This is a genomic window from Nonlabens sp. Asnod3-H03 (assembly GCF_045063665.1).
Classification (GTDB): Bacteria; Bacteroidota; Bacteroidia; order Flavobacteriales; family Flavobacteriaceae; genus Nonlabens; species Nonlabens ulvanivorans.
In genome coordinates this window covers 234066-259595 of record NZ_JBEFOD010000008.1, presented here as the reverse complement: position 1 = coordinate 259595, position 25530 = coordinate 234066, and the positions used below count along the sequence as shown (strand labels likewise).

Annotated in this window: 21 protein-coding genes; 11 read left to right on the top strand and 10 right to left on the bottom strand. The window is 36.0% G+C overall.

Annotation, left to right across the window (positions count from 1 at the left end; translation table 11 throughout):
- From ACJJVI_RS04395 to ACJJVI_RS04385, 3 genes are read right to left on the bottom strand one after another with little or no spacing between them, the layout of a single operon-like run.
- Window positions 1-1158, bottom strand: a complete 1158-nt coding sequence (locus tag ACJJVI_RS04395) for an efflux RND transporter periplasmic adaptor subunit (RefSeq protein ID WP_036583832.1) — start codon at window positions 1156-1158, stop codon at window positions 1-3.
- Window positions 1159-1182: 24 nt separating this feature from the next.
- Entirely contained in the window at window positions 1183-2553 is a 1371-nt protein-coding gene (locus ACJJVI_RS04390) for a TolC family protein (RefSeq protein ID WP_036583835.1), read from the bottom strand.
- Entirely contained in the window at window positions 2554-3168 is a 615-nt protein-coding gene (locus tag ACJJVI_RS04385) for a TetR/AcrR family transcriptional regulator (RefSeq protein WP_042272590.1), read from the bottom strand.
- Between the two features lie 139 nt (window positions 3169-3307).
- Between ACJJVI_RS04385 and ACJJVI_RS04380 the strand changes: the two genes are divergently transcribed.
- Window positions 3308-4291: a polyprenyl synthetase family protein gene (locus ACJJVI_RS04380; RefSeq protein WP_405350617.1), complete on the top strand. Its 984-nt coding sequence runs from the start codon at window positions 3308-3310 to the stop codon at window positions 4289-4291.
- Entirely contained in the window at window positions 4291-4596 is a 306-nt protein-coding gene (locus ACJJVI_RS04375) for a hypothetical protein (RefSeq protein ID WP_105070377.1), read from the top strand. The genes ACJJVI_RS04380 and ACJJVI_RS04375 overlap by 1 nt, the downstream gene beginning before the upstream one ends.
- 28 nt (window positions 4597-4624) lie before the next feature.
- Here ACJJVI_RS04375 and ACJJVI_RS04370 read toward each other — a convergent pair whose 3' ends face one another.
- Window positions 4625-5158, bottom strand: a complete 534-nt coding sequence (locus tag ACJJVI_RS04370; protein WP_036583846.1) for a hypothetical protein — start codon at window positions 5156-5158, stop codon at window positions 4625-4627.
- A 114-nt stretch (window positions 5159-5272) separates the two neighbouring features.
- Here ACJJVI_RS04370 and ACJJVI_RS04365 point away from each other — a divergent pair, with 114 nt between their 5' ends.
- Window positions 5273-8020 carry a 2-oxoglutarate dehydrogenase E1 component gene (locus ACJJVI_RS04365; protein ID WP_042272579.1) on the top strand — a complete coding sequence of 916 codons (2748 nt, stop codon included), beginning with the start codon at window positions 5273-5275 and terminating at the stop codon, window positions 8018-8020.
- A 4-nt stretch (window positions 8021-8024) separates the two neighbouring features.
- Window positions 8025-9311 (top strand): 2-oxoglutarate dehydrogenase complex dihydrolipoyllysine-residue succinyltransferase, encoded by a 1287-nt coding sequence (odhB, locus tag ACJJVI_RS04360; RefSeq protein ID WP_042249774.1) that lies wholly within the window; start codon window positions 8025-8027, stop codon window positions 9309-9311.
- Between the two features lie 131 nt (window positions 9312-9442).
- Here odhB and ACJJVI_RS04355 read toward each other — a convergent pair whose 3' ends face one another.
- The 3 genes from ACJJVI_RS04355 to ACJJVI_RS04345 all read right to left on the bottom strand — a co-directional run bounded on the left by ACJJVI_RS04355 (window position 9443) and on the right by ACJJVI_RS04345 (window position 12402).
- The gene (locus ACJJVI_RS04355; protein WP_152557898.1) at window positions 9443-10447 is read right to left on the bottom strand and encodes a hypothetical protein; all 1005 of its coding nucleotides are present in this window, start codon (window positions 10445-10447) and stop codon (window positions 9443-9445) included.
- 45 nt (window positions 10448-10492) lie between these two features.
- The gene (gene fabD, locus ACJJVI_RS04350) at window positions 10493-11380 is read right to left on the bottom strand and encodes an ACP S-malonyltransferase (RefSeq protein WP_405350611.1); all 888 of its coding nucleotides are present in this window, start codon (window positions 11378-11380) and stop codon (window positions 10493-10495) included.
- 119 nt (window positions 11381-11499) lie between these two features.
- A complete protein-coding gene (locus ACJJVI_RS04345) occupies window positions 11500-12402 on the bottom strand; it encodes a dihydrofolate reductase (protein ID WP_348022195.1) in 903 nt (300 codons plus the stop codon).
- A gap of 56 nt (window positions 12403-12458) precedes the next feature.
- Between ACJJVI_RS04345 and ACJJVI_RS04340 the strand changes: the two genes are divergently transcribed.
- The 4 genes from ACJJVI_RS04340 to ACJJVI_RS04325 all read left to right on the top strand — a co-directional run bounded on the left by ACJJVI_RS04340 (window position 12459) and on the right by ACJJVI_RS04325 (window position 18536).
- Window positions 12459-13532, top strand: a complete 1074-nt coding sequence (locus ACJJVI_RS04340) for an aminotransferase class V-fold PLP-dependent enzyme (protein ID WP_405350608.1) — start codon at window positions 12459-12461, stop codon at window positions 13530-13532.
- An 18-nt stretch (window positions 13533-13550) separates the two neighbouring features.
- A complete protein-coding gene (locus ACJJVI_RS04335; protein ID WP_405350605.1) occupies window positions 13551-15638 on the top strand; it encodes a T9SS type B sorting domain-containing protein in 2088 nt (695 codons plus the stop codon).
- 365 nt (window positions 15639-16003) lie between these two features.
- Window positions 16004-16831 carry a hypothetical protein gene (locus tag ACJJVI_RS04330; RefSeq protein ID WP_036583861.1) on the top strand — a complete coding sequence of 276 codons (828 nt, stop codon included), beginning with the start codon at window positions 16004-16006 and terminating at the stop codon, window positions 16829-16831.
- Window positions 16832-16961: 130 nt separating this feature from the next.
- The gene (locus ACJJVI_RS04325; protein ID WP_405350601.1) at window positions 16962-18536 is read left to right on the top strand and encodes a family 16 glycosylhydrolase; all 1575 of its coding nucleotides are present in this window, start codon (window positions 16962-16964) and stop codon (window positions 18534-18536) included.
- Window positions 18537-18543: 7 nt separating this feature from the next.
- Here ACJJVI_RS04325 and polA read toward each other — a convergent pair whose 3' ends face one another.
- Window positions 18544-21381, bottom strand: coding sequence for a DNA polymerase I (gene polA / locus ACJJVI_RS04320; RefSeq protein ID WP_405350600.1), 2838 nt, complete (start codon window positions 21379-21381; stop codon window positions 18544-18546).
- 177 nt (window positions 21382-21558) lie between these two features.
- On the opposite strand from polA, the gene ACJJVI_RS04315 reads away from it, so the two are divergent.
- Window positions 21559-21855, top strand: coding sequence for a hypothetical protein (locus ACJJVI_RS04315; protein WP_042247183.1), 297 nt, complete (start codon window positions 21559-21561; stop codon window positions 21853-21855).
- Window positions 21856-21886: 31 nt separating this feature from the next.
- Here the strand turns inward: ACJJVI_RS04315 and ACJJVI_RS04310 are convergent, their stop codons facing one another.
- Window positions 21887-23155, bottom strand: a complete 1269-nt coding sequence (locus ACJJVI_RS04310) for an MFS transporter (protein ID WP_405350596.1) — start codon at window positions 23153-23155, stop codon at window positions 21887-21889.
- Window positions 23156-23287: 132 nt separating this feature from the next.
- On the opposite strand from ACJJVI_RS04310, the gene ACJJVI_RS04305 reads away from it, so the two are divergent.
- Both ACJJVI_RS04305 and ACJJVI_RS04300 read left to right on the top strand, forming a co-directional pair.
- Window positions 23288-24538, top strand: a complete 1251-nt coding sequence (locus tag ACJJVI_RS04305) for a metallophosphoesterase (RefSeq protein ID WP_405350595.1) — start codon at window positions 23288-23290, stop codon at window positions 24536-24538.
- 81 nt (window positions 24539-24619) lie between these two features.
- Complete coding sequence (locus ACJJVI_RS04300) at window positions 24620-24916, top strand: co-chaperone YbbN (RefSeq protein ID WP_036583873.1); 297 nt, start codon at window positions 24620-24622, stop codon at window positions 24914-24916.
- Here the strand turns inward: ACJJVI_RS04300 and ACJJVI_RS04295 are convergent.
- Window positions 24891-25529, bottom strand: coding sequence for a polysaccharide deacetylase family protein (locus ACJJVI_RS04295; protein WP_036583876.1), 639 nt, complete (start codon window positions 25527-25529; stop codon window positions 24891-24893). The genes ACJJVI_RS04300 and ACJJVI_RS04295 overlap by 26 nt on opposite strands.
- Window position 25530: the final 1 nt, after the last annotated feature.

Below are 25530 nucleotides of genomic sequence, written 5' to 3'. Positions count from 1 at the left end.
TTAAGAGTTTTTAATGTCTATTAATTGTCCTTCTCTTACGGTACGTGCACCTTCAGTAATTACTTGATCACCTATTTTAAGCCCTTCAGTTATTTCTATTAGGTCACCGCTAGCTTTACCTGTAGTTACTTTACGTCTTATCGCTTGTACTCCATCTTCAGACTCATTAACAATCATTACATATTGTTCACCTTCTTGATTTTCACTGATGACACTCAATGGTACTAGAATAGCGTTTTCAGAAGTGTAGTCATTAATTTTTAATCTTGCAGTAAGATTAGGCTTAATATTTCCTGTTTTGTTATCTACAGGAATTTCAATAGAAAATGAACGATTTGCAGGATTAATGTAACTACTCGTTTGTCTAATTGTACTTTCTGTTTTTTCAGATAATACAGGGAATTCTACCGTTACTTCAGTACCTTTTTTAATTGATGTAATATACGTTTCTGGTACATCAACATTGATGTACATATCTTTCAAAGAAACTAATCTGAATAAGGCAGTCATTCCAGGACTTACCACATTACCTTGCTCTGTAATGACGTCATCTATAGTACCAGCAAAAGGTGCTCTAACGGTAGTTTTAGATAAAGTGCGTTGCATAGAACTTATAGCTTTACTTTGTCCTTCATAATTAGCTTTTGCCTGCAGAAATTGGATTTCAGAACCTATGTTTTGATCCCATAATCTTTTTTGACGCTCAAAAGTGGTCTTAGCAAGCTGTTCTTGTACTTGCATTTGTTGAATCTGTTGTGATAATCCACCATCATCTATTTTTGCAAGAATTTGCCCAGCGACAACCTTCTGTCCTTCTTTTACATATACTTGCGTTAACAATCCAGACATCTCTGGCATTATGGTGATGTTTTGTTTAGTGTCAACACTACCTTGAAGTTCTATAAAATGATCAAATAGAGTGTCTTTTACAATCATTGTACTTACCTGTGTATTGATAGGCTTATCACCATGCTCGTTTTGATAATCTTGTATTTTTTTTAGAGTTTCGTCGATAGACGCTTTTTGATTATTTAGCTCTGTCTTCTTTGCTGCGATTGCTTTTTCATCACCTTGCGCTAGTAGCTCGTCTATAGAAGGAGATTTACCACCACAAGAAACGATAAGTGCTGTTGTAAGTATGATTAATATTTTTTTCATGATAAGAATGTTCAGTGGTGAAATTTAGTTTTTGGTTGTGTAATTGGGTAGGTTAAGTATGGTTTCCAAGTTTGCTTTTTCTGTAATTACTTGATACATACTATTCAGATACTCTGCTTGTGTGCTGTATAATTGAGTTTGTGCCTGTCTTAGGTCAAAACTGGTGGCGATTCCTTCTCTGAATTTTATGGTGTTTTTGTTCTCAATACGTTCTGCCAGTGCTAGATTATCTTTACTAGTGGTATAATTATCAATCGCTGTTTGATAATTGTTTACTGCAGTAGCATAGTTAAGACGTATTTCTTCCATGGTGCGTTGTAAATCAGTCTCGGCTTGATCCCATGCTATTTTAGTACGGTCCTGTGCTGCTTTTCTACCAAAAGAGCTGAAAATAGGTACGTTAATACTAACACCTGCTACCGATTGTTGATACCATGGTTGATTGCTATTAAAAAATGAAAAATCACTATCAAAAGATTGGGTTCCATAATTGATAAAACCACTCACTGTAGGTAACCCTTTTGCTAGTTCTAGTTTGTGTTCTAGGCGTCGTTGTTGCGTGTAATTATAAGCAATCTGGTAATCTACCGATTTATCCATTTCTAAAGATTCCTCAGTTACAGAAGGATCAATATTGCGCATGGTTAATGCTTCAAGATCATCTGTTAGTGTAACAGGAGTTGAAAGTTCTATACCTAACGCTAGTTTTAACATGTCTAGCGCAATCTCTCGTTGTCTCTTTGCACTATTCAATTGATTATCTAGTTGAGATAGTGTGATCTGTAATTGTTCAACATCTTCTTCTTCGGCAAGTCCATTTTCAAAGATTTTAGTAGTCTCATTTAAGTTTTTTTCAAGCGTATTGCGATTTTTAGTGATAATGTCTATGTTTTCTTCCGTGAGTAAAACACCGCCATAAGCATTGATGATTCCTTTTCTGACTTCTAGTTTTGTCTTGTTATTTGCGTTTTCAGAAAAATCTAGAAAGGTTTTAGAAGCCTCTAAAGCAACGATATATGAACCGTCAAAAATCAATTGGGTTAATGTAGCTGTTAAAGTCATGTTTTGTCTAGGCCCAAAAACCACAGGTATAAAGGTGCCAGGAGTACCACCGGCAAGTTCTGCTGGTAAAGGTGTTACCGGTTGCTTCAATTGGTTTTGATAATCAATAGCACCATTGATTTGTGGTAGACCTGTTGCTGTGGTTTCCCATTTTTGCTTTAAAGCTTTAGCAACATCGCGTTTAGCGTTAATAGATTGATAGTTGTTTTCTAATCCGTGCTCGATAGCCTGTTCCAAGGATAAGCTATAGCTGGATGGTGTAGTTTCTTGGCTGTACGCTTTCGCGAAAGCGAGACCAAAAAGCAATAATGTTATTTTAATTTTTAAGGGCATTTAATCGTGATTTGTGTTAGTGATTAGGTTGAGAATTTTACGTCCTGCTGGAGTTACGATACCACGTAAGTGATACTCTAAATAGTGGTCATGAAGTTTTTGAACTGGAAATTGAGTATTAGGAAAAAGGTGTAAGTCCTTAATGCCTTGTAAGCCTACATAGTAGATTCTAGAAACAAAGTCCTTATCTAGATTATCACGATATAAACCTTGCTCTATACCTAGTTCTAGATTTTTATTAACGCATTCCTTCATATACTCAAACTGTATAGCAGTTACCTTTTGATGTACACGTGGATAGTAACGTTGTAATTGATGAATAGGTGATGATTTATCACCTTTAAGAGATGTTAATACCATTTTTTTGATATCATAGAGCTCTTCAATCGGGTTAGTTGATGTGCTGCATATGTGATCTATGCCGCCACAAATAGTGTTAGATATAGCAAGAGTCACCTCTGTGATGAGTTCTTCCTTATTTTTAAAGTAACTATAAAGTGTTTTTTTACTCATACCCATTTCTGAAGATATATCATCCATGGTCACACTCTTAAACCCTAGGTCTAAGAACATCTCAGTAGATTTTTGTAATATCTCAGTTTTAATATCGGTCATATTTTAATTTAAGCAGCTGCAAATATAAACAGCGGAAACTTTAAAAACGATTAGAGTTTCCAAAGTTTTACAATTGTTTAACATAACCTGTAGGTAAAAGATTCTTTTCTTATCCTTTAGGTATGATTACTTTTACCATATGAATGAAATGTCCCAATTAAGAACTGTCTTTCTAGAAGCGTTAACATCTAGAGTTACCGCACAAGAGCCTGTATCTTTATATGATCCAGTACACTATATATTACAATTAGGTGGTAAGCGGCTGCGACCACTACTGACTCTTATGAGTGCACAGATGTATGGTGTGAGCATTGATAAGGCTATGGATGCTGCTATTGCGGTAGAGGTATTTCACAACTTTACTTTGTTGCATGATGATATTATGGATGCTGCAGACTTGCGTCGTGGTAAAGAAACGGTACATGTCAAATGGGATGTAAATACAGGTATTTTATCTGGTGATGCAATGTTAATTATGGCTTACCAGTTATTTAATTCTTATGATCCTGAAACTTTTTATGAGTTGAATCAGGTTTTTTCAAAGACCGCGCTTGAAGTCTGTGAAGGACAGCAATATGATGTAGATTTTGAAACAAGAGATGATGTAACAATACCAGAATACATCAACATGATTAAATTAAAAACTTCTGTTCTGGTAGGTTGCGCATTACAAATGGGAGCGATTATCGCAGGAGTAGATAAAAAGGAACAGGAACTGATTTATGATTATGGAATTAATTTGGGACTCGCCTTTCAATTAATGGATGATTATTTAGATGCCTTTGGTAATCCAGAAACCTTTGGTAAGGAAGTAGGTGGTGATATAAGAGAGAATAAAAAGACTTATTTGTATCTAAAGAGTATTGAAGATGAAGGTTGTGCTACTGAGCTTAAAGAATGGTTTGCTATGGATTATCAAGAGATGAATGAAGAGCAAATTGAAACAAAAAAAGAAACGGTAAAAGTATTTTTTGAAGAAAGCGGTGGTGCTGTTGCAACTCAAGACGCCATAAAAACTTATACAGATAAAGCACTTAATATTATAGAGCAACTAGCTATAAGCGATGACTCTAAAAAGCAGCTTACTGCTTTTTCACTTGATTTAATGAGTCGTGTTAGTTAATGAGTGATTTACTACCACAAATACAAGAAAAGTTAGAGTCTAGACATCATGTGTTTACGATTTATAAAAATCAGGTAAATAAGGATCTGGAGCGATCTGGATTTGAGGCCATAGAAGAAAATAATCCTAAAGAGTTTCTCATGGAGCTAGCTTCGTTACTTAATGAAGCTATAGAAGACTCAAATCCTAAACTACAACAACTCTACTATCTAGCAGATGTTCAAGAACGCCATTTGCAACACGGCATCATTCTAGGATTTATAAATCGAGAATGGATTAAGATTCAGTTTAGATTGAGGCAGTAAATTATGACGCTTTCGCGAAAGCGTGTCTTTAAAACAATACTCTTACAAAAGGTTGGATACCATTATTATAAATACTGCGCTCGTTATCATATAGGACATCATATCGAGCACCTATCACAAAGTTACCTTGTCGATAACCTGCGCCTAAAAACAATGCCGGAATCCAATAATTATCATCAAAACTAGCATCTGCAAAGTTTCTATTTACATTTAGATATTCAAAATCAGCACTAACTTGTAGATAGTCTATAGGAGAAGCGATAGCAATCAAGCTACCACCAGCTACCGTTGATTTAAAATCATCAAATCTGTTTAAATCCCTTTCAGAGTAACTGTAATTGAGACCTACACCTAGTCCTACCGTATTGTTTACTTGATAAATAGCTTGTGGAGCAATTAAAATTGATGTAAAATTATTACCAAAGTTGGCACCTACGTTTCCTCCAAATCTTACATTATTCCAAAAATTAGAGCCTTCTTTATCTTGTTGGCCATTAGATTGATAAAAAAATAGGCTGCAAACTAAGAATATCGTAATTGATAGGGTAGATGTGTTTTTCATAATGCTGTTTTTTAGCAAATTCAATAGTTATAAATATACAAAAGTCGATGTCATCCGAGCACTTTTCTTTATTTTTGCTCTTACATTTGATAAAAAGGAGAATTCCTTCGATATATGGACAAGTTTTCATTTCTGAACGCCGCACATACCGCGTACTTCGCACAACTTTACGACGAATATTTAATCAATCCAGATAGAGTAGAGCCATCTTGGCGAGCTTTCTTTCAAGGTTTCGACTTTGGGATGGAAAGCGCCCATGAAGGTGATTTTGAGATGGATCAGGCCGCAGCACCAGTTGCGATTCCTGCTCACGTTCAAAAAGAGTTTCAGGTTGTTAAATTAATAGATGCTTACCGCACACGTGGTCATTTATTTACCAAGACTAATCCTGTAAGGGATCGTCGTACTTATGAGCCTACACTCGATTTAGTAAACTTTGGTCTTTCTGATGCAGACTTAAATACAGAGTTTGATAGTGGTGACTTAATAGGAATTGGTAAAACAAGTCTTAATAATATTATCGCTCACTTAAAACAAGTATACTGCGAGAGTATAGGTGTAGAGTATATGTATATACGTAAGCCTGCAGAGGTGAAGTGGATACAAAACTGGTTGCATAAAAACAATAATCACCCTAGTTTTTCTAAGGATGATAAATTGCAAATTCTTAAGAAATTAAATGAAGCTGTTTCTTTTGAATCCTTCTTACACACAAAATATGTTGGTCAGAAACGTTTCTCTCTAGAAGGAAATGAGTCTTTAATTCCTGCACTTGATTCTTTAGTAGAAAATGCTGCAAATAAAGGTGTTAATCACTTTGTTCTAGGAATGGCACACCGTGGTAGATTAAATGTGCTAACTAATATCTTTGGTAAGCCAGTGACAGATATCTTTTCCGAATTTGATGGAAAAGATTATGAGCAAGACATTTTTGATGGTGATGTAAAATATCACCTAGGTTATACTAGTAAACGTAAAACAGATAGTGGTAAGGATATCAATATTAATATTGTACCTAACCCGTCACACCTTGAAACTGTGGGAGCAGTAGTAGAAGGAATTGCACGTGCAAAACAGGACATGCATTCTCCAGAAGATTTTTCAAAAGTATTGCCTATCGTATTACACGGTGATGCGGCAATCGCTGGTCAAGGTATTGTATATGAAGTAGTGCAAATGGCACAACTTGATGCTTATAAAACTGCTGGTACCATTCACATGGTGGTTAATAACCAGGTAGGTTTTACAACTAATTATTTAGACGCTCGTTCTTCAACGTATTGTACAGACATCGCAAAAGTGACCTTGTCACCAGTACTACATGTTAATGCAGATGATGCAGAGGCTGTTGTACATGCTATGAACTTTGCTCTAGATTACCGTATGGAGTTTGGTCGTGATGTATTTATAGATTTATTAGGATATAGAAAGTATGGTCATAATGAAGGTGATGAACCTATGTTCACACAGCCTCAATTATATAAAGCTATTAAGAAGCATGAGAATCCACGTGATATTTATGCTGATAGACTTCTTAAGGAAGGCGTTATCGATAAAAATACGGTAGAGAAGTTTGAGACTGCTTACAAAAGTGAGCTTGAGGAACAACTTGCGACCTCTCGTGAAAAAGAAAATACCATCATCACACCATTCATGCAAGATGAGTGGCAAGGTTTTGAACAAGCCACTGAGGTAGAGATGATGAAAAAGGTGGAGACAGGTGTAGACCGCGAAACCTTAGAAAAAATTACAGCAACGATTTCTAAACTGCCTGAAGATGAAAATTTCTTTAGAAAAATTAAGAAGTTGATTCTGGACCGTCGCAAAATGTTTGATGCAGATAAACTGGACTGGGCAATGGGAGAACACCTAGCCTATGGTAGTTTAATGATGGAAGGATACAATGTGCGCATGAGTGGACAAGATGTAGAGCGAGGAACGTTCTCACACCGTCACGCTGTGGTAAAATCAGAGAATAGTGAACATGAGTTTATTTTACATAATCTTATAGATGGTGTAAAAGGTAAAATGGACATTTATAACTCACACCTTTCAGAATATGGTGTTGTAGGTTTTGAATATGGATATGCACTAGCACAACCGCAAACACTTACTATCTGGGAAGCACAATTTGGTGATTTCTCAAATGGAGCACAAATCATGATGGATCAATACATCAGTGCTGGTGAGGATAAATGGAAAAATCAAAACGGTCTGGTTAAATTATTACCACACGGTTATGAAGGTCAAGGAGCTGAGCACTCAAGTGCTAGAATAGAGCGTTACTTGCAACTATGTGCAAAGGATAATATGTTTATGGCAAACTGTACAACGCCAGCAAACATGTTCCATTTGCTACGTCGTCAGATGTTAGTAAATTATCGCAAGCCATTAGTTGTGTTTACACCTAAGTCTTTATTGCGTTATCCTAAAGCGGTAAGTGCAGTAGATGAGTTAGTAAACGGACATTTTCAAGAAGTAATAGATGTTGATGGAGACGCTTTCGCGAAAGCAGAAACACTAGTATTCGTATCTGGTAAGTTCTATTATGATTTACTAGAATACCGAGAAGAAAATAATCGCACAGACGTTGCACTGGTAAGACTAGAACAATTGTTCCCATTACCGATTGAGCAAATACAAGAAGTGATGAAAAAATATGGTTCTAAAAATGTCGTATGGGCACAAGAAGAACCTAGAAATATGGGTGCTTATGCACATCTTATGTTGCACATGCCAGAGACTAGAAACTGGCGTGTGTGCTCAAGAAATATGTATGCAGCACCAGCCTCAGGTAGTTCAACACGATCTAAGGCAAGACAAGCAAGAATAATAGAAGACGTATTTAATACCAACAAATAAGATTATGGCTCTAGAAATGAAAGTGCCTTCACCGGGCGAGTCGATTACAGAAGTAGAAATAGCAGAATGGCTAGTTGCCACTGGCGATTGGGTTGAAAAAGACCAAGCAATTGCCGAGGTGGATAGCGATAAAGCAACACTTGAATTACCTGCCGAGGCTAGTGGTATCATTACCTTAAAAGCTGAAGAAGGTGATGCAGTTGCTGTAGGTGCTGTAGTCTGTCTAATTGATACCGAGGCTGCAAATCCTAATGGCGGATCTCAAGATGTTGAGAACGCTCCATCTAGTATGGGTGGTGGCGATGAAGGAGGAAACAATGGCGACGTTGCAACGGAAATGAAAAAGGATGCACCGGCTGATAAGTCTGCAAACTCTGAAAAAGCTCCGCAACCTGCACAAGCTAAAGAAACTTATGCTAGCGGTACGGCAAGTCCTGCTGCAAAAAAGATTCTAGATGAGAAAGGTGTAGATGCAAAGTCTGTTTCTGGAACTGGTCGCGATGGTCGTATTACTAAAGACGATGCTGTAAACGCAAAACCATCTATGGGAACACCAGGAGCTGGATCACGTGGTGAATCTCGTACTAAGCTTTCTATGTTACGTAGAAAAGTTGCAGAACGTTTGGTAAGTGTTAAGAACGACACAGCGATGTTGACTACTTTTAATGAGGTAGACATGAAGCCTATCTTTGACTTACGTAAAGAGTACAAAGAAGACTTTAAAGCAAAGCATGGTGTAGGATTAGGATTTATGTCCTTCTTCACTAAAGCGGTTACTAGAGCGCTAGAAATGTATCCTGCTGTTAATTCTATGATTGACGGTAAGGAGATGGTTTCTTTTGATTATAAAGATATTTCTATTGCTGTATCAGGTCCTAAAGGATTAATGGTACCGGTAATAAGAAATGCAGAGAACTTATCTTTTAGAGGTGTAGAAGCTGAGGTAAAAAGATTAGCATTAAGAGCTCGTGATGGAGACATCACAGTAGACGAAATGACTGGCGGTACCTTTACCATTACTAATGGTGGAGTCTTCGGTAGTATGATGAGTACACCTATTATTAATCCACCTCAGAGTGCGATTCTAGGAATGCATAACATTATTGAGCGTCCAGTAGTCGTAGATGGAAATATTGTTGCAAGACCGATGATGTATCTAGCCGTTTCTTATGATCACCGTATCATTGATGGTAAAGAATCTGTAGGTTTCTTAGTAGCAATTAAAGAAGCGCTAGAAGATCCTATCAACATCTTAATGGATGGAGACGTTAAGAAGGCGTTGGAAATGTAAAAATTTCCTAATTATAATTTATAAAGCCCAAAGGTTTTTAAAAACCCTTGGGCTTTATTGTAAACGGAAGAAAAAAATCCTCTATAAAAACATAGTTTTTATAGAGGATTTTCATGTTATGAAAGTAGCTTTTAAAATTTAAAAGGATATTCCTGATACTTATTATGATATAGAGATTTAATAATTCTTAATAGTTGCTCTTCCTTACTCAAATATGCTGTGTCTATTAATTGACCATCTGATAATTGATCAATTTCATCCCTTAGAGCGATAGAATTAGATTTAAATAAGAATCCTTTGTACTCTATCAACCATGTGATTTTTCCTAAAGAAGTCTCCCAATCTGAATTACTAATAGAAATCTCAACACCATTTTTGTTTTTTAATCTTAATACATCAGTGATGCTAGATGTAGAGATTGTGAAAAATTTTGGGTTTATAAAGATATCATTTATTTCCTTCGAGTTTAGGTTGTTAATATCTGAAGATAAGCTTTTTACGTTGCTGTACACTTCACAACGATTTTCTTTGTTAAATTGAAATCTATCATAATATTTGGAAAACATTATCTCGAAATCATCTTCAATACAATCAAACTCCTTCATAAAATTTGACAGTTCTTTTTTAGTTATACCAAATTCCTTAAAAGTCAATTGGTGATTTATATTTTGCACAGTCATCTTGGTAATATGTAAGACCTGATTCAAAAATAGTTTCTTAGGTATAAAGTTTTCAATGGAATTGTTTGAGGATACTAGGTTAAAATTGACACCCGATAGGTCGTACTGATAAGAAATCATGCTATAATGAAAGCAGCCTGCTGATATTTTTTCTAAGAATACTTCATTTGGCTTAAAATTTTGAAGTTCTCTAAGTAAAGATGTTGTATCAAATTCAGATAATACATTTGTAGATGTATCGAGCTCGAAATAACCATCATCAGCATTACCAGTTATCAATTTATCTTCATAAACAAAAAGGTTATGGTAAGTGTTCTCGTTAATTATATTCCATTTCTCATCATTACTTTGCTTTAAAATTCCTAATTCATAATTATAAGCATAATTACTACCTTCAAATTCTACAACTTCTGAGAACTCAGGTAGGTCCATTTGACCCAACGACAATTGAGTCAAAAACAAAATTGATATGAGAATATAAAATCGCAATAAATTTAAATTTTACTCACCTACCACACCAGCACTCACATTCACCTCACGATTAATCTTCTTAATCATTCCCTGCAATGCTCTTCCTGGTCCAACTTCTATAAATTCAGTAGCACCATCGGCAATCATATTTTGAACAGATTGTGTCCATTTTACAGGACCTGTAAGTTGATAAATAAGATTTGTTTTAATCTCATCTACTGCTGTTGTTCCTAGGGTAGTTACGTTTTGATATACTGGGCAAGAAGGAGCTTCAAACTCGGTCGTTTCTATAGCTGCCGCTAGTTCTTCACGTGCCGGTTCCATTAATGGTGAATGGAATGCTCCACCTACTGGTAGCATTAAGGCGCGTTTTGCACCTTTTTCTTTTAAAGCTTCGCAAGCTTCTTCTACCGCTTTAGTAGCGCCAGATATTACAAGTTGTCCTGGACAGTTATAGTTAGCTGCAACGACAATACCATCTATGCTTTTACATACATCTTCTACTACTGCATCGTCTAATCCTAAAATTGCTGCCATGGTACTCGATTGATGTTCGCAAGCGGCTTGCATCGCAAGAGCACGCTTAGAAACAATCTTTAATCCATCTTCAAAACTTAGGGTGCCTACTGCAGTAAGTGCGCTTAATTCACCCAGTGAATGACCTGCCACCATTTCTGGTTGGAAAGAGTCACCCATCATTTTTGCAAGAATTACAGAATGTAAAAAGATAGCAGGTTGGGTCACTTTGGTTTCCTTTAATTCCTCAGCAGTTCCTTCAAACATGATTTTTGAAATTTCAAAACCTAGGATTTCATCTGCTTTATTAAAAAGTGCTTTTGCTTCTGGAAATTGATCATATAAGTCTTTACCCATTCCTGTGAATTGAGCTCCTTGACCTGGAAAAACGTATGCTTTCATATTGTAGTTGTTAATTGCAGTGGCAAATTTAATGAAAAGTAGTTACTAGGTTTATTGATTTCAATATTGCCATTAATCTTAAAATCAAAGCCTTGATTATTGTTGATTAGTTTTAAAATTTATATGCGCTCCCAAGTTTCAAAGTCAAAAGCATATTCATGCTTATCATCTGCTGGATGATGCTCTGTGCGTATAAGCTTCCACTGTTTTTCATCAAACTCTGGAAAATAGGTGTCCACATCAAAACTACCGTGGACTCTAGTTAATTCAATACGGTCAGCTACTTCAAGCCCTAGTTTATAAATTTCGCCACCACCTATTATAAAAGGTTCTTCATCACTAGAGGCAGCAGCTAGTGCCGTAGATAAATCATGTACTACGATTCCACCATCAGTTTTAAAATTAGCATCTCTAGTTAATATGATATGAGTGCGATTAGGTAGCGGTTTAGGGAAACTTTCAAAGGTTTTGCGACCCATTATAATGTGATGACCAGTAGTAAGAGATTTAAAACGTTTAAAGTCATCTGGCAAGTGCCATACTAGATCGCCGTCTTTACCTAACTCGTTGTTTGCTCCAGCAGCAGCTATCATGGTAATAACACGTTTTTTAGAAACAGGTGTATTTATAATTTTGGTTTCCGGTAAAGGATTTGATTTAGTTACTTTTTCTTCTATTTGAGCGATGCGATCCTTTTGTTTTTGAACCAACCTTTCATACTGACGTTTTTCCCATCCTGGTCCTAGTAGTCTATTGGTAATAAATACCTTAAAAGCATGATAGATTAAAATAAGCAGCCACACAAATAAGACCCAAACCCACCATTCTACATTAAGAATACGCAAGGGCTCTTGTTGCATTAATACCTGACTGATGATAATCAAACCTACTGCGCCCACTAGAAAAACAACAAAATGTGTAAATAAACCGCGCTTTTCTTTAATGCGACGCTGTGCATTTTCAATCATTTCCTTTTGAACTGGATCAATCGCAGGTGTTTCTTTTTTCTTTCTACCGAACATATGATGTACTTTTATATTCAAATTTAAGCAGTTCTAGCTCTTTTCAATCTTTACAAATGCATAAAATAAGATCTCAGTATCCCATTCTTGAAAAATACACCTATCTCAATACGGCAAACCATGGCTTAATTTCTCAAGAATTAATGGACTATAGAATCAATGAGATGGAAAAAATGCGAGATCAGGCTAGTTTATACACAAATACTAGAAACGATTTTATAGATGAAGTGAGGACCACTATAGCGCAATTTGTAGATGCGACGATAGAGAATACTGCTGTGATTCCTAATTTCTCTACAGGCTTCAACACGCTGATAGAAGGTATTGATAAGCAGTCTACATTTTTATTGCTAGATGGTGATTATCCATCTGTAAACTGGCCAGTGGAGACTCGTGGTTTTAATTGTTTTTATGCGACTATCAATGAGAACCTTGAATCAAATATTCTTGAAGCTTGCGAAATGCATCAACCTGATTTTTTCTGCTTTTCTGTCGTTCAATATATTTCTGGAATTAAAATTGACTTAGAATTTGTAAAGCAGCTTAAAGATCAGTTCCCAGAGATGGTAATCATTGGTGATTTAACTCAATACGTAGGAACAGAGCGATTCCGCTTTCGCGAAAGCGGACTAGATATCATCCTAGCAAGCTGTTATAAGTGGTTAAATGCAGGTGATGGAAATGCGTTTATTTGCGTTAAAGAACAGATCAAGGAAGTAATTAAACCCACCAGAATTGGTTATCGCAGTACTAAAAATGTTAACGATACAATACCTGAGTTCATAGGCAGATTTGAACCTGGGCATCAAGATATGATCGCTTTTGGTAGTTTGAAACTAGCGCTGGAAGTCGCGTTAAAAATAGGTCTAGATAAAATACAAACTGAACTGCAACACTGGTCTGAAATAGCTAAGGCCGAATTTGAAAGTCGAGATTTATTAGATGAGGCCATAGTAAAGAGAAAACAACATTCTACCATTTTTAATATTAAAGGAAGTCATGATTTATATAATAAGCTCTTAGATCATGGCGTTGTCACCTCATTAAGAGGTAATGGAATAAGAGTTAGTTTCTCTTATTTTAATAACGATAAAGACCTTGCTAGACTACTGGAAGTATTAGATTTGTAATACAACGATTACCACAATATGCAACATACGTATATATTATTCTTCTTTTTATGCTCTGTTATGGGATATTCTCAAAATCCTAATGATTGTACAGACGCCATATTATTATGTGGTGATACTAGTTTTGGTATCAGTCCTTCTGGGATAGGAGTTAATGAATTTGCGCAAGCTGGTAATCCTGTGCCTACTTGTTTCTCATTTCAGACTAATCAAGCTTGGTTTAGAGTAGAGGTACAAACAACGGGTACTTTTAGTTTTGCATTGTCACCAGATACGGCTCAAGCAGATTATGATTTTGCAGTTTTTGGACCTGTAGTGGATTGTGATAATTTAGGCGCAGCTATACGTTGTTCCAGTACAAATCCGCGTGATGCAGGTGTGACTGGTGAAACAGGTTTAAATAGTGTAGAAACGGATTTTATTGAAGGTCCTGGTGCAAATGGTAATGGTTTTTTACAAGAACTTACCGTTAATGCTGGCGAGGTATATTATGTGATTGTTGCACTTGCAGTAGGTACTGGTGGTTTTAGTATCAGTACTGGCGGTACTGCAGACTTGCCACCTGCGCCAGTAGCAAATCCTCTAATGGATTTGGAAGTTTGCGATAATGCTGGTGCACAAGATGGTTTTAGAGAATTTGATTTTAGTTCATTAAACTCTGATGTGTTATTAGGTCAGACCAATACCACAGTGACTTATCACGAATCACTAAACGATGCAAACATAGGTATCAATGCAATCACTTTCCCATATACTAATATTACAAATCCGCAGGATATATATGTAAGAGTTATTAGAAACGATTCTGATTGTACTGACTTTACAGATTTTACCATATTAGTCGATGATCCTAATATCGATACGGATATAGATCCATTTATTATTTGTTCAGATAATGCTACAGAACCATTTGATTATAATACGGTCATTGATTCTATATTACCCAATGCTAGTAGCTTTAATGTGACTTATCATCTAACGCAAATGGATGCGCAAGATGGTCTAAATGCTCAAGGCTCTATGTTTACTGCAACTACAACTGAAGAATTTTACTTTATTAGGGTTGTTGATCCTACTGGTTTATCTTGTGATTATGTTTTAAATACATCAATATTTGTCGCAAATCCACCAGCAATTGCGATTCCCGTAGATTTATTTCTATGTGATGATGATTTTGATGGTTTTTTGAATGTTGCATTAACAGATCAAAATAATGAGATCTTAAATGGATTAGATCCATTATTGCATCAAGTGACCTTTTATGAGAGTGCAGCAGATAGAACCGCTGGACAGAACGCGCTAAACAGTAGTTTTACTACGACACAAAATCCGCAACGCATTTATGTGAGAGTAACAGAAACGAGTACCACTTGTTTTAGTGATGTTGATTATCAAATTACGATAAGGCCTAGACCTGTTTTACAAAGTCAGGACGATATTATAGTATGTGTTGATGCTGTGGTACCTACCACCATTAGTGTCGCTGCCGGATTTGATTTTTATGAATGGAATACTGGTGAAATGGGCGCAACGACTAATAGTATTGATATCAATCAACCAGGTGATTATACCGTTACAGTGACTAATAACTTTGGGTGTGAGAGTTCTTTAACCATTACAGCATTACCATCTGACGTTGCAACTATAGATGATATTATCACCCAAGACTTCAGAAGTGGCGATAACACAGCACAATTCATTGTTTCTGGACCTGGTGATTATGAATTTTCAGTCGACAATGGTCCTTTTCAGGATTCTAATTTCTTCAATGGCCTTTATAAAGGCTTTCACACCGTTAGAATAAGAGATAAGAACGGATGTGGAACGATTACCGAAGAGTTTGCTGTACTAGATTATCAGCGATTTTTCACACCTAATGGAGATGGTTTTCATGATTACTGGACGCTCGATGGATTAACAGATTATCCAGATGCTATTATTTTCATATATGATAGATATGGAAAGTTATTACATCAAATGGCTCCAGATGGTATCGGTTGGGATGGAACTTTTATAAATGCTCCCATGCCTTCAAGTACTTATTGGTTTACGCTTAAGATTGAAGGTAAGCCATTAGTAAAAGGATACTTTGCTTTAAAGAGATAATTATCTTAGTTCCGCTTTCGCGAAAGCGAGTTATAAAAACCCTTCAGGTATCCATATTCAATATAATACAAGGCATCTATTTTTTTTTATCTAGACCTCTTCTTATCGCATTTTAATCATAATAAAGATAAAGCTATCATCAACTATGGTATGCAAATTGTTTATAATAATGAGCTATCACTAGTAATCAATGGTTTAACGAATGTGATATCTAGGTAAGATTAAATGTAGTCCAATACCGCATAAAACATACATTAAAACGTTGATAATTGTATTTTATCGATTATTTTTGTCCTCGTATTTTCAAATTACCTAGTAATCAATTTATTAGTGAAGTTTGATATGTACAATTTTAGAATTGAATTATGAAAACTAAAAAATTAATGCTCAAATTTATTTTTACACTTATGATTATGACGCTGGCGAGTGTTTATAGTCATGCACAAGTAGGGATTGATACTGATGTGCCTATGGCGGCTCTAGATATATCTTCTACTGACTCTGGATTGTTAGTGCCTCGTATTGCTCTAACAGACTTAAATACTGCTTCTCCTGTTACTAACCCTAATGGAGCTAGTCTAGTAGATGGAACAATGATATGGAATACAGGTACAGGTGGAGTTCCTTTAACAGGATTTTACTTCTGGCAGGATAGTAAATGGAATCTAGTCGTAAGTGATAATCAACCACAGGTGTATTTTGGTAAGTTGTTAATCACAGCTGCAGGAACTATTGTTATAGAGGATCTGCCTTTTCAACCTAGTGCTATAGAATTTACCGCTGTTAATAGAATTCAAGGTTTTAATGATGGTGGTTACAGATCAGCTTCAAATAATTCAAATGACATCAGAATGGCTGGTGGTCAAACTATGGGATATGCACAAGATTATGGTACAGGTATAGATCAACAGGTAATCTCTAATGGAGCAAATGGTTCTAGTATTAACAATATAGGTACTTATTCTTCAGACAGTCATTGTATAGCTGCTTATTTTGTAAATAATAATGGTGAGCCTATTCATGATAATGGATCGCCTACTGGAGGTACTGATGATCAAGGTGGATTAATATCTGCTTCATTAGTAAACTTTACTGATGATGGATTTACATTAAACGTAGATAATTTTCTAGCTGGATCGACTACAAATGATAGAACTAATCAAATCGTCGTGATTTTTAAGGCATATAGATAATTAAGTATAGAATTGATTTTTTATCATAATCGCGGTCTTATTTACGCGGTTTAGACACCTAGTATAGTTTTTGTAGTGGTGGATTGTCCAATACTTAAGATTGTGGAGACTAGCTTCGCAAAAAAAAGTCATGATTTTGATTTATCGCGTTTGCCTTATTGCATTACTCTTCGGTTTACAGTTTGCACAAGCACAACAATTCCCTTTAGATTTTGAGGGAAATCAATTTCCGTTTACAGGATTTTCTGGCTCTTCTTTTTCTTTTAGAACAGATCCATTACAGTCCTCAAACAACGTAGGTCAATTTTTCAATGATGGTAATCAGTCCAATCAGGGATTTTTTAGAGATCTTTCTACTGCAGTAGATTTGAATGTAGATCAGAATGTGACTTTGAGATTTTATGCGTTTGATCCTAACGCCCATAGTATCTTATTAAAGTTAGAAAATGGAAATCAACCAGATGTAGAGGTGTTAGGTCAGTCCAATGGAGCTGCAAACAACTGGCTAGATATTAATTTTGACTTCTCTAGCGCTATTGAGAGCGCCTCTGGTAATATGATCTCTGCTATAGGACAATACAGTCGGGTAACGATTTTCATTGATTATGGGTCTAATATACCAGGTACTTATCTCATAGACCAAATTAATAATGGTGCTGTTGTTGTCACTCCTAACCCGATAGATGTGGTGTATACAGATTTAGTGTGGTTTGATGAGTTTGATAATGCTGGAGCCAATAATCCTATAGACGCTACAAAATGGTTTCATCAAACCTTATTGCCTAATGGCAATAGTTGGTTTAATGGTGAGCAACAGCATTATACTAATAGGATTGATAATTCTTTTGTAGAAAACGGATTTTTGAACATCGTTGCAAAACGAGAGAATTTTACAGATCAAGGACAGACCAAACAATATACCAGTGCTAGACTTAATTCAAAATTTGCATTCACATATGGAAGAGTAGATGTGAGAGCAAAATTACCTTTTGGCGATGGGACATGGCCTGCGATATGGACTCTAGGTAAAAATATTAATGAAAATGGTGGTTACTGGGATAGTACTCATGGGACAACTAACTGGCCTTTATGCGGTGAGATAGATATTATGGAGCATGGATTAGGTGCTGTTAATCATGTATCTAGTGCTTTACATACTAATTGCGGAGGATGTTCTGGAAATACAATGAATTTTCAGTCAACAACGTTACCGGATGTTGCTAATGATTTTCATATATACTCTATGAACTGGTCGCCACAACAAATCACTTTCTTGATAGACGATGTACCTTTTTACACGTATAATCCTGTAGTAAAAGATGTAAACACCTATCCGTTTTATGAAGATCAATATTTGTTATTAAACATTGCTATGGGCGGCGTTGCAGGCACTATAGATCCTAGCTTTTCACAAAGTAGTATGGTCATAGATTATGTGCGTGTCTATCAAAATACCTTAAGTCTTACAGATGCAGATACTATTAACGCAACGGTTTATCCTAATCCATCTAGCGAGTTAGTTTCTATTGCGAGCACGACGACCATAGATGGTATCGAGCTATACACGATGCTGGGACAGCGAGTTATTGAAAAGACTAGCGAATGCCATACACTAGACGTTTCTAATTACGATAACGGAATGTATGTTTTAAAAATTCATTCAGGCAATCAGGTTCAAACTGAACGATTAGTGGTTTCGCATTAATGATTAATTAATGCGCCTCTAACCAATTCTGTCCAATTCCAACTTCCACATCTAGTGGAACGGTCATTTTATAAGCATTTTGCATTTCATCTTGAATCAGTTTTTTCATATCTTCTAACTCGTCATTATGAATATCAAAAACAAGTTCATCATGTACTTGAAGCAACATTTTAGACTTGCAATTCATTTCTTCAAACTTTTTATGAATGTTAATCATTGCAATCTTGATAATGTCTGCAGCACTTCCTTGTATAGGTGCATTAACAGCATTACGCTCTGCTGCGCCTCGTACTACCGCGTTAGAGCTATTAATATCTTTTAAATAACGACGTCTACCTAAAACTGTTTCTACATAACCATTCTCACGAGCAAAATCTACTTGATCTTGCATATATGCTTTTAGTTTAGGATAGGTAGCATAATAGGTGTCAATCAACTCTTTTGCTTCGCCACGAGATAAGTCGGTTTGATTACTTAACCCAAAGGCACTTACTCCATAGATGATTCCAAAGTTCACTGTCTTTGCATTACTACGTTGTTCTCTTGTCACATCTTCTAGAGCAACATTAAAAACTTTTGCAGCTGTAGAAGCATGAATATCTTCACCGCTTTGGAATGCAGCAATCATATTTTCTTCTTCACTTAACGCAGCAATAATACGTAGTTCTATTTGAGAATAATCGGCAGCTACAAGTGTATAATTTTCATCTCTTGGTATAAATGCCTTACGCACTTGACGACCACGCTCAGTACGAATAGGAATGTTTTGTAAGTTAGGATCTGTAGAACTTAAACGGCCAGTTGCCGCAACAGTTTGCATATAGTTCGTGTGAATGCGTTGCGTTTTGGGATCTACCTGATTAGGTAGAGCATCAACATAAGTAGATTTCAATTTGCTCAAGCCACGATAATCGAGGACATTTTGAATAATTGCATGATCTTTTGCGAGGTAACTTAGGACATCTTCAGCCGTTGAATATTGCCCAGTTTTGGTTTTTTTAGGTTTGTCAACAAGCTTGAGTTTTTCAAAAAGAATAATACCTAGTTGTTTAGGAGAACCTATATTGAACTCTTCTCCTGCGACCTCATAAATGTCTTTTTCTAGTTGAGCGATATCTGTTTCTAAATCACCAGATAGTGAGCTCAAAAAATCTTCATCTAGATTAATCCCTTCTATTTCCATCGCAGCCAGTACATCTAGTAAAGGCATTTCTATATCTTTAAACAACTTGTCCGTTCCTGCACTAGCTAGTTCTGGCGTGAAATGTTCTTTGAGTTGTAAAGTAACATCGGCATCCTCAACCGCATATTCCTTTTGTTTTTCCAGATCCACATCACGCATAGAAAGTTGGTTCTTTCCTTTTTTACCTATTAGTTCAACTATAGATTGTGGTGTGTAATTTAAATACGTTTCGGCCAGTACGTCCATGTTATGACGCATATCAGGATTTATAAGATAATGAGCTAGCATGGTATCGAACATAGGTCCTTTAACATCGACGCCATATTTATCCAGTACTTTAATATCATATTTTAAGTTTTGACCTACTTTCTCAATGGATGTACTCTCAAAGAATGGTTTTAATTGATCGACAATAGCCTGTGCAACGTCTCGATCTTCAGGAATCGGTAAGTAAAATCCTTTTCCTTTTTCCCAAGAAAATGCGATTCCTACTAATTCTGCGGTAAGTGGATCTAGTCCTGTTGTTTCTGTATCAAAACAAACACTTGATTGTTGCATCAACGATTGTAAGAACAATTTAGTTCCCATTCCTTCTTGAACGAGTTGGTACAAATGATCGCTAGTGGCTAGTGTTTTACGACCGGTAGATTCAGACTCTGATGCTGTGCCAGAACCTGGAGCATCAAATAAAGAGAACTGACCAGCTCCTGCAGAGGAATTTGAAACAGATTTTGAACTAACATTTGATTTCGTTTCCGGCAATTCTTTAGAAAATATCTTTGCCAAGGTTTCTTTTGCACGACGGAATTCTAATTCGTCAAAAATCTCATGAACAGCTTCTACATTAGGATCGTCTAACTCATAATTTTTTGCATTAAAAGTGACAGGGCAATCTAGTCTTATGGTCGCTAGTTTTTTAGAAAGCAATCCCAACTCTGCATTGGCGATAACTTTTTCTTTCATCTTACCTTTCAGTTGATCAGTATTAGCAAGAAGCCCTTCCATAGAGCCGTAAGCGGCTATGAATTTTTTGGCAGTTTTGTCTCCTACACCAGGTAATCCAGGGATGTTATCACTAGCATCTCCCATCATTCCTAGATAATCGATCACTTGTTCAGGTCGCTCTACTTCAAATCTTTTTTGTACCTCAGGAATTCCCCATATTTCTATTCCATTACCCATTCGGGCAGGTTTGTACATGAATATATTTTCAGAAACTAATTGAGCATAATCCTTATCTGGTGTTACCATATAAGTAGTAAAGCCTTCTTTTTCGGCTTGCTTTGCTAGTGTTCCTATTAAATCATCTGCCTCGATTCCTTCTACGACTTCAATAGGAATGTGCATGGCTTTTAAAATACGCATGATATAAGGCACCGCTATTTTAATTGCCTCAGGTGTTTCATCTCGATTTGCCTTGTAGTCTTCATACATCTCCACACGATCTGTACTTCCACCTTTGTCAAAGGCAACGGCTAGATATTCTGGTTTCTCTCGTCTTATAACATCAAAAAGCGAGTTTGTAAAACCCATAATCGCACTAGTGTCCATACCAGCACTATTAATTCTAGGGTTTTTAATAAGTGCATAATAACCTCTAAATATTAAGGCATAAGCGTCTAGGAGAAATAATCTTTTATCGTTAGAACCGTCGTTAGTCATCTTCAAATTTTATGAGTGCTAAAGATAAAAAACGAACCTAGGAAAATAGGAATTCAAAACAGCATTTATGACTTTTTATGCACAAGACTTAACCCTTTTAATTAGCAATAGCTAGATAAGTATTTCGCTTTCGCGAAAGCGGGAAAACAATAATCGTTTGGTAGTTATCAGTTAGTTATGATTATTGAATGGATAAGTAGAGAAAATTTTAATATTGCAACGAATTATCCAGAGGTAAACAATATTATGAAACTAGTTATTCAAAGGAATGGGCAAGAGAGTATAAGTTTTTTGAATCTTTTGAGTTCTCTATCTTATCACGATGAGAAAATAAGTCTAAATGAGATGAGTGAAATTTTAAATGATCAAGACGAAAGTGAAATTTTTATTTATGAAGTCAACAATTTAGAAAAAATCGATGAAATAAAGAACATGCTTAATTTTTATAGTGTAAAATTTTCGGTGGTAGATTGAGTCTTATTGGTCTAAAGGCTTTGACTTTTTTTCAATCCGTAACTGTATTCTCTTCAAAATCCTTTCTCAAATCTAGTTTTCTAAAAGTAGGAGAGACCAATGCGGTAGTAATCACGGTTATTAAAGTCATGGTGCCACCAAAAACAACGGCTGTTACGGTTCCCATTAATTTTGCTGTGACACCACTTTCAAAACCGCCCAATTCGTTAGAAGATCCTACAAACATAGAGTTTACAGAAGCTACACGACCACGCATGTGATCTGGAGTTTTAAGTTGTAAAATGGTCTGACGTATGACCATAGAAACACCATCTGTAACTCCACTGAAAAATAGAGCTATAACAGAAATCCAGAACGATGTAGAAAGCCCGAAAACAATAATGCAAACTCCAAAACCAAAAACAGCCATGAGTAATTTCATTCCAGCATTTTTACTAATAGGAATGTAAGCTGTAGCTATCATGGTTAGAATCGCACCTACGGATGGCGCAGCGCGTAAGATGCCAAATCCTTCACTACCGACATCTAAAATTTCTTTGGCAAAGATGGGTAGTAACATTACCGCACCACCAAATAATACAGAAATCATGTCTAGTGTTAATGCTCCTAAAATCGCTTTGGTCTTAAATACAAATCCTAAACCTTCTTTTAAACTTTGTAAAATAGGTTCGTTAATTTTTGTGTTATGAATAGGCTTTTTGGAAATAAAGAATACGGTAATAAAAGCGAGAGAAACCATGCTAAAAACAATGCATAATGACCAGTGTACACCAAACCAACTAATCGCAAACCCTGAAAAAGCGAGTCCTGCAACTGATGCAATTTGCCAGGCAGAACTGCTCCAAGTTGCTGCATTAGGATATGCTTTTTTAGGAACGAGTAAAGCGATTAATGAAAAAAGAATAGGGCCAAAGAAAGACCTTAAAATACCACCGAAAAATACTAGAGCATATATGCAATACAAAATCCTATTTGTAGACCAGTTTTCTACAATTGTAGGCCAGGTAAGTAAAAATAACCCCAAGCTAATTAACGAAAATGCGCCTATACAAAGTGCTAGTAAATTGCGTTTTTCTCTCTGATCCACAATGTGACCAGCAAATAATGCCATACAAAAAGCTGGGATAAATTCCATTAACCCTATGATTCCCATCGATAATGCATCATTAGTTAACTCATATACCTGCCATTCAATCACAATAAATTGCATGGACCAACCAAATACTAGTAAAAAACGCATCATCAAAAAAATGTTGAATTCTTTAAAACGTAACGCTGCGTAGGGATCGTTTTTAGTCATTTATTAAAAGATTATTGATTTATGTGGCAAGTAGTTTTAATGATTGCGCAAGATACTTGTTTGCCATAAGATCAACTTTAGTTTAACAATCTACCAACATTTTAATGCTGATTTATGCAATAGATTCGCACGATGCGTTTTATTATATTTTTTGCCATAGTAATTTTACTTGAAATTTATTCTTTCCAACTGATTAGGACCTTATCTCGCGGTCATTGGTGGAAATGGGTTTATCTAGGAATTACAGTTTTAGTTATAGGAAATGTATTTCTACAGTTCTATTTGAATCCTAATCGCGGTGTTGTTTCTGGGGCAAGAGACCTTGCCATCACCTTGTTTTTAGCATTTTTAGCAGCGCAATTCATCTTTGTGCTTGTTATGTTAGGAGAGGATATTTTTAGGTTTTTTGAAGGTGTTTATTACTCGCTTTCGCGAAAGCAAACTCCAGATCAATCCTTTTTACCTAGTAGAAGAGCGTTTATTTCAAAAGTAGGGTTGGGATTAGCAGCCTTACCATTTGGAGCAATTCTTTACGGAGCATGGAAAGGGAAATATAATTATCAAGTGCGTGAGTATGAATTGAGTTTTAATGATTTGCCAGAGGCTTTTGATGGGTATAAAGTGACACAGATTAGTGATATACATGTTGGGAGTTTTGACGATAGGGAAGAAGTCGAGTATGCGATAGACTTAGTTAATAAACAAGGCAGTGATGCTATTTTTTTTACTGGAGATCTGGTCAATAATATAAGCACAGAAATGCATGGATGGGAAGACGTTTTTGGAAAGTTGAGCGCAAGCGACGGTGTTTATTCTGTTTTAGGGAATCATGATTATGGAGATTATTATAGTTGGGAAGGAACTAGAGAAGAGGTGTTTGCTTTAAAGAAAGCAAACATGGAAAAGTTATATAGTATACAAAAGCAGATGGGCTGGCGATTATTGCGAGATGAAAATATTGCAATAAAGCGAGGTAATGATTTACTGAATGTCGTCGGTGTTGAAAATATTGGGAATGGGCGTTTTCCAAAATATGGTGATTTAAATAAAGCCTCAGTAGGTTTAACTGAGAACGATTTTAAAATTTTATTAAGCCATGATCCTTCACACTGGGAAGATGATGTGAGGCATAATGATTTAAATTATCACTTAACTTTAAGTGGTCACACTCATGGAATGCAATTTGGAATCGAGATTCCTGGTTTTATAAAATTAAGTCCTGCGTGGTTTGTTTATAAAAGGTGGGCTGGTATTTATAAAGAGTTTGGTAGGTTTATAAATGTCAATCGTGGTTTTGGATTTCTGGGCTATTCGGGAAGAGCTGGGATCTGGCCAGAGATTACTGTGATAACCTTAAAAAAATCAAAGAATATTATAAACTAATACTCGTTGAGAGCTTGTTAAGAATACATTAGTGATTCTATAATGCTTTTTACGTACATTTGATAAGCTAACTAGTTGATTATGTCAAAATTTGGGGAACTTATAAGTGCCGATGTGCCAGTTTTACTCAACTTCTTTACAGAATGGAATGAGGATTCTGTGGGCATGCATGAAGTTTTAAGAGATGTTGCAGCCGCGATAGGTGACAATGCAAAGGTTATTAAAATTAATGTAGATAAAAATCCAGAATTAAGTGATGCCTTGCGTATAAAGGGATTACCTACTCTTATTATTTACAGAAATGGAGAGATGAAATGGAGGCAAAGTGGTGTCCAGGATTCTAATTCCCTGATTACTTTGTTGAAGCAGTATGTTTAATAATGGCTGTTTTATAGCCTTCAGATTCTAGAAATCTAAAATATTTAGGTAAAATTACTTTTAATTTTTCAAAGGCTTTTTCGCTATCGTGAAACACGATAATGCTACCGTTTCTAGTATTCTTCTCAAGGTTTTTTAAACATGATGTAGCGCTGCGGTTTATATCAAAATCACCTGATAAAACATCCCATAATACTATTTTATAACCTTGAACCCTTAAGCTCTTTGCAATACTGGAAGTGATTCTTCCATAGGGTGGACGGAATAATTGAGAATTTATAACAGAATTTGCTAAATCAACATCTTCTAGATAGCTGGTGGTTGTGGTTTTCCAACTATTTAGATGATGAAAAGTATGATTGCCTACCGCGTGACCTTTAATAGGTAAAAGGTCATAAATATCAGTATGACGTTGAACACAATCACCTATACAAAAGAAAGTAGCCTTAAAATCGTACCGTTCTAATTCTTGTAATACATAAGGTGTCACAACAGGATGCGGCCCATCGTCAAAGGTGATATAAACAACTTTATCCTCGCGGGAACCATGCCATAGGTATCCTGAAAACAGACTAGAAAACCAGTCTTTTATTATATCAGGATACCAACGCATT

What these genes read in the sequence shown, in the direction of transcription:
- odhB (WP_042249774.1), top strand. Translation starts at nt 8,025, where the DNA reads ATGGCTCTAGAAATGAAAGTGCCTTCACCGGGCGAGTCGATTACAGAA.
- ACJJVI_RS04300 (WP_036583873.1), top strand. Translation starts at nt 24,620, where the DNA reads ATGTCAAAATTTGGGGAACTTATAAGTGCCGATGTGCCAGTTTTACTC.
- ACJJVI_RS04325 (WP_405350601.1), top strand. Translation starts at nt 16,962, where the DNA reads ATGATTTTGATTTATCGCGTTTGCCTTATTGCATTACTCTTCGGTTTA.
- ACJJVI_RS04375 (WP_105070377.1), top strand. Translation starts at nt 4,291, where the DNA reads ATGAGTGATTTACTACCACAAATACAAGAAAAGTTAGAGTCTAGACAT.
- ACJJVI_RS04345 (WP_348022195.1), bottom strand. Translation starts at nt 12,402, where the DNA reads ATGTTCGGTAGAAAGAAAAAAGAAACACCTGCGATTGATCCAGTTCAA.
- ACJJVI_RS04370 (WP_036583846.1), bottom strand. Translation starts at nt 5,158, where the DNA reads ATGAAAAACACATCTACCCTATCAATTACGATATTCTTAGTTTGCAGC.
- ACJJVI_RS04310 (WP_405350596.1), bottom strand. Translation starts at nt 23,155, where the DNA reads ATGACTAAAAACGATCCCTACGCAGCGTTACGTTTTAAAGAATTCAAC.
- ACJJVI_RS04395 (WP_036583832.1), bottom strand. Translation starts at nt 1,158, where the DNA reads ATGAAAAAAATATTAATCATACTTACAACAGCACTTATCGTTTCTTGT.
- ACJJVI_RS04330 (WP_036583861.1), top strand. Translation starts at nt 16,004, where the DNA reads ATGAAAACTAAAAAATTAATGCTCAAATTTATTTTTACACTTATGATT.
- fabD (WP_405350611.1), bottom strand. Translation starts at nt 11,380, where the DNA reads ATGAAAGCATACGTTTTTCCAGGTCAAGGAGCTCAATTCACAGGAATG.
- ACJJVI_RS04315 (WP_042247183.1), top strand. Translation starts at nt 21,559, where the DNA reads ATGATTATTGAATGGATAAGTAGAGAAAATTTTAATATTGCAACGAAT.
- ACJJVI_RS04335 (WP_405350605.1), top strand. Translation starts at nt 13,551, where the DNA reads ATGCAACATACGTATATATTATTCTTCTTTTTATGCTCTGTTATGGGA.
- ACJJVI_RS04380 (WP_405350617.1), top strand. Translation starts at nt 3,308, where the DNA reads ATGAATGAAATGTCCCAATTAAGAACTGTCTTTCTAGAAGCGTTAACA.
- ACJJVI_RS04340 (WP_405350608.1), top strand. Translation starts at nt 12,459, where the DNA reads ATGCATAAAATAAGATCTCAGTATCCCATTCTTGAAAAATACACCTAT.
- ACJJVI_RS04390 (WP_036583835.1), bottom strand. Translation starts at nt 2,553, where the DNA reads ATGCCCTTAAAAATTAAAATAACATTATTGCTTTTTGGTCTCGCTTTC.
- ACJJVI_RS04305 (WP_405350595.1), top strand. Translation starts at nt 23,288, where the DNA reads ATGCGTTTTATTATATTTTTTGCCATAGTAATTTTACTTGAAATTTAT.
- ACJJVI_RS04295 (WP_036583876.1), bottom strand. Translation starts at nt 25,529, where the DNA reads ATGCGTTGGTATCCTGATATAATAAAAGACTGGTTTTCTAGTCTGTTT.
- ACJJVI_RS04385 (WP_042272590.1), bottom strand. Translation starts at nt 3,168, where the DNA reads ATGACCGATATTAAAACTGAGATATTACAAAAATCTACTGAGATGTTC.
- ACJJVI_RS04365 (WP_042272579.1), top strand. Translation starts at nt 5,273, where the DNA reads ATGGACAAGTTTTCATTTCTGAACGCCGCACATACCGCGTACTTCGCA.
- polA (WP_405350600.1), bottom strand. Translation starts at nt 21,381, where the DNA reads ATGACTAACGACGGTTCTAACGATAAAAGATTATTTCTCCTAGACGCT.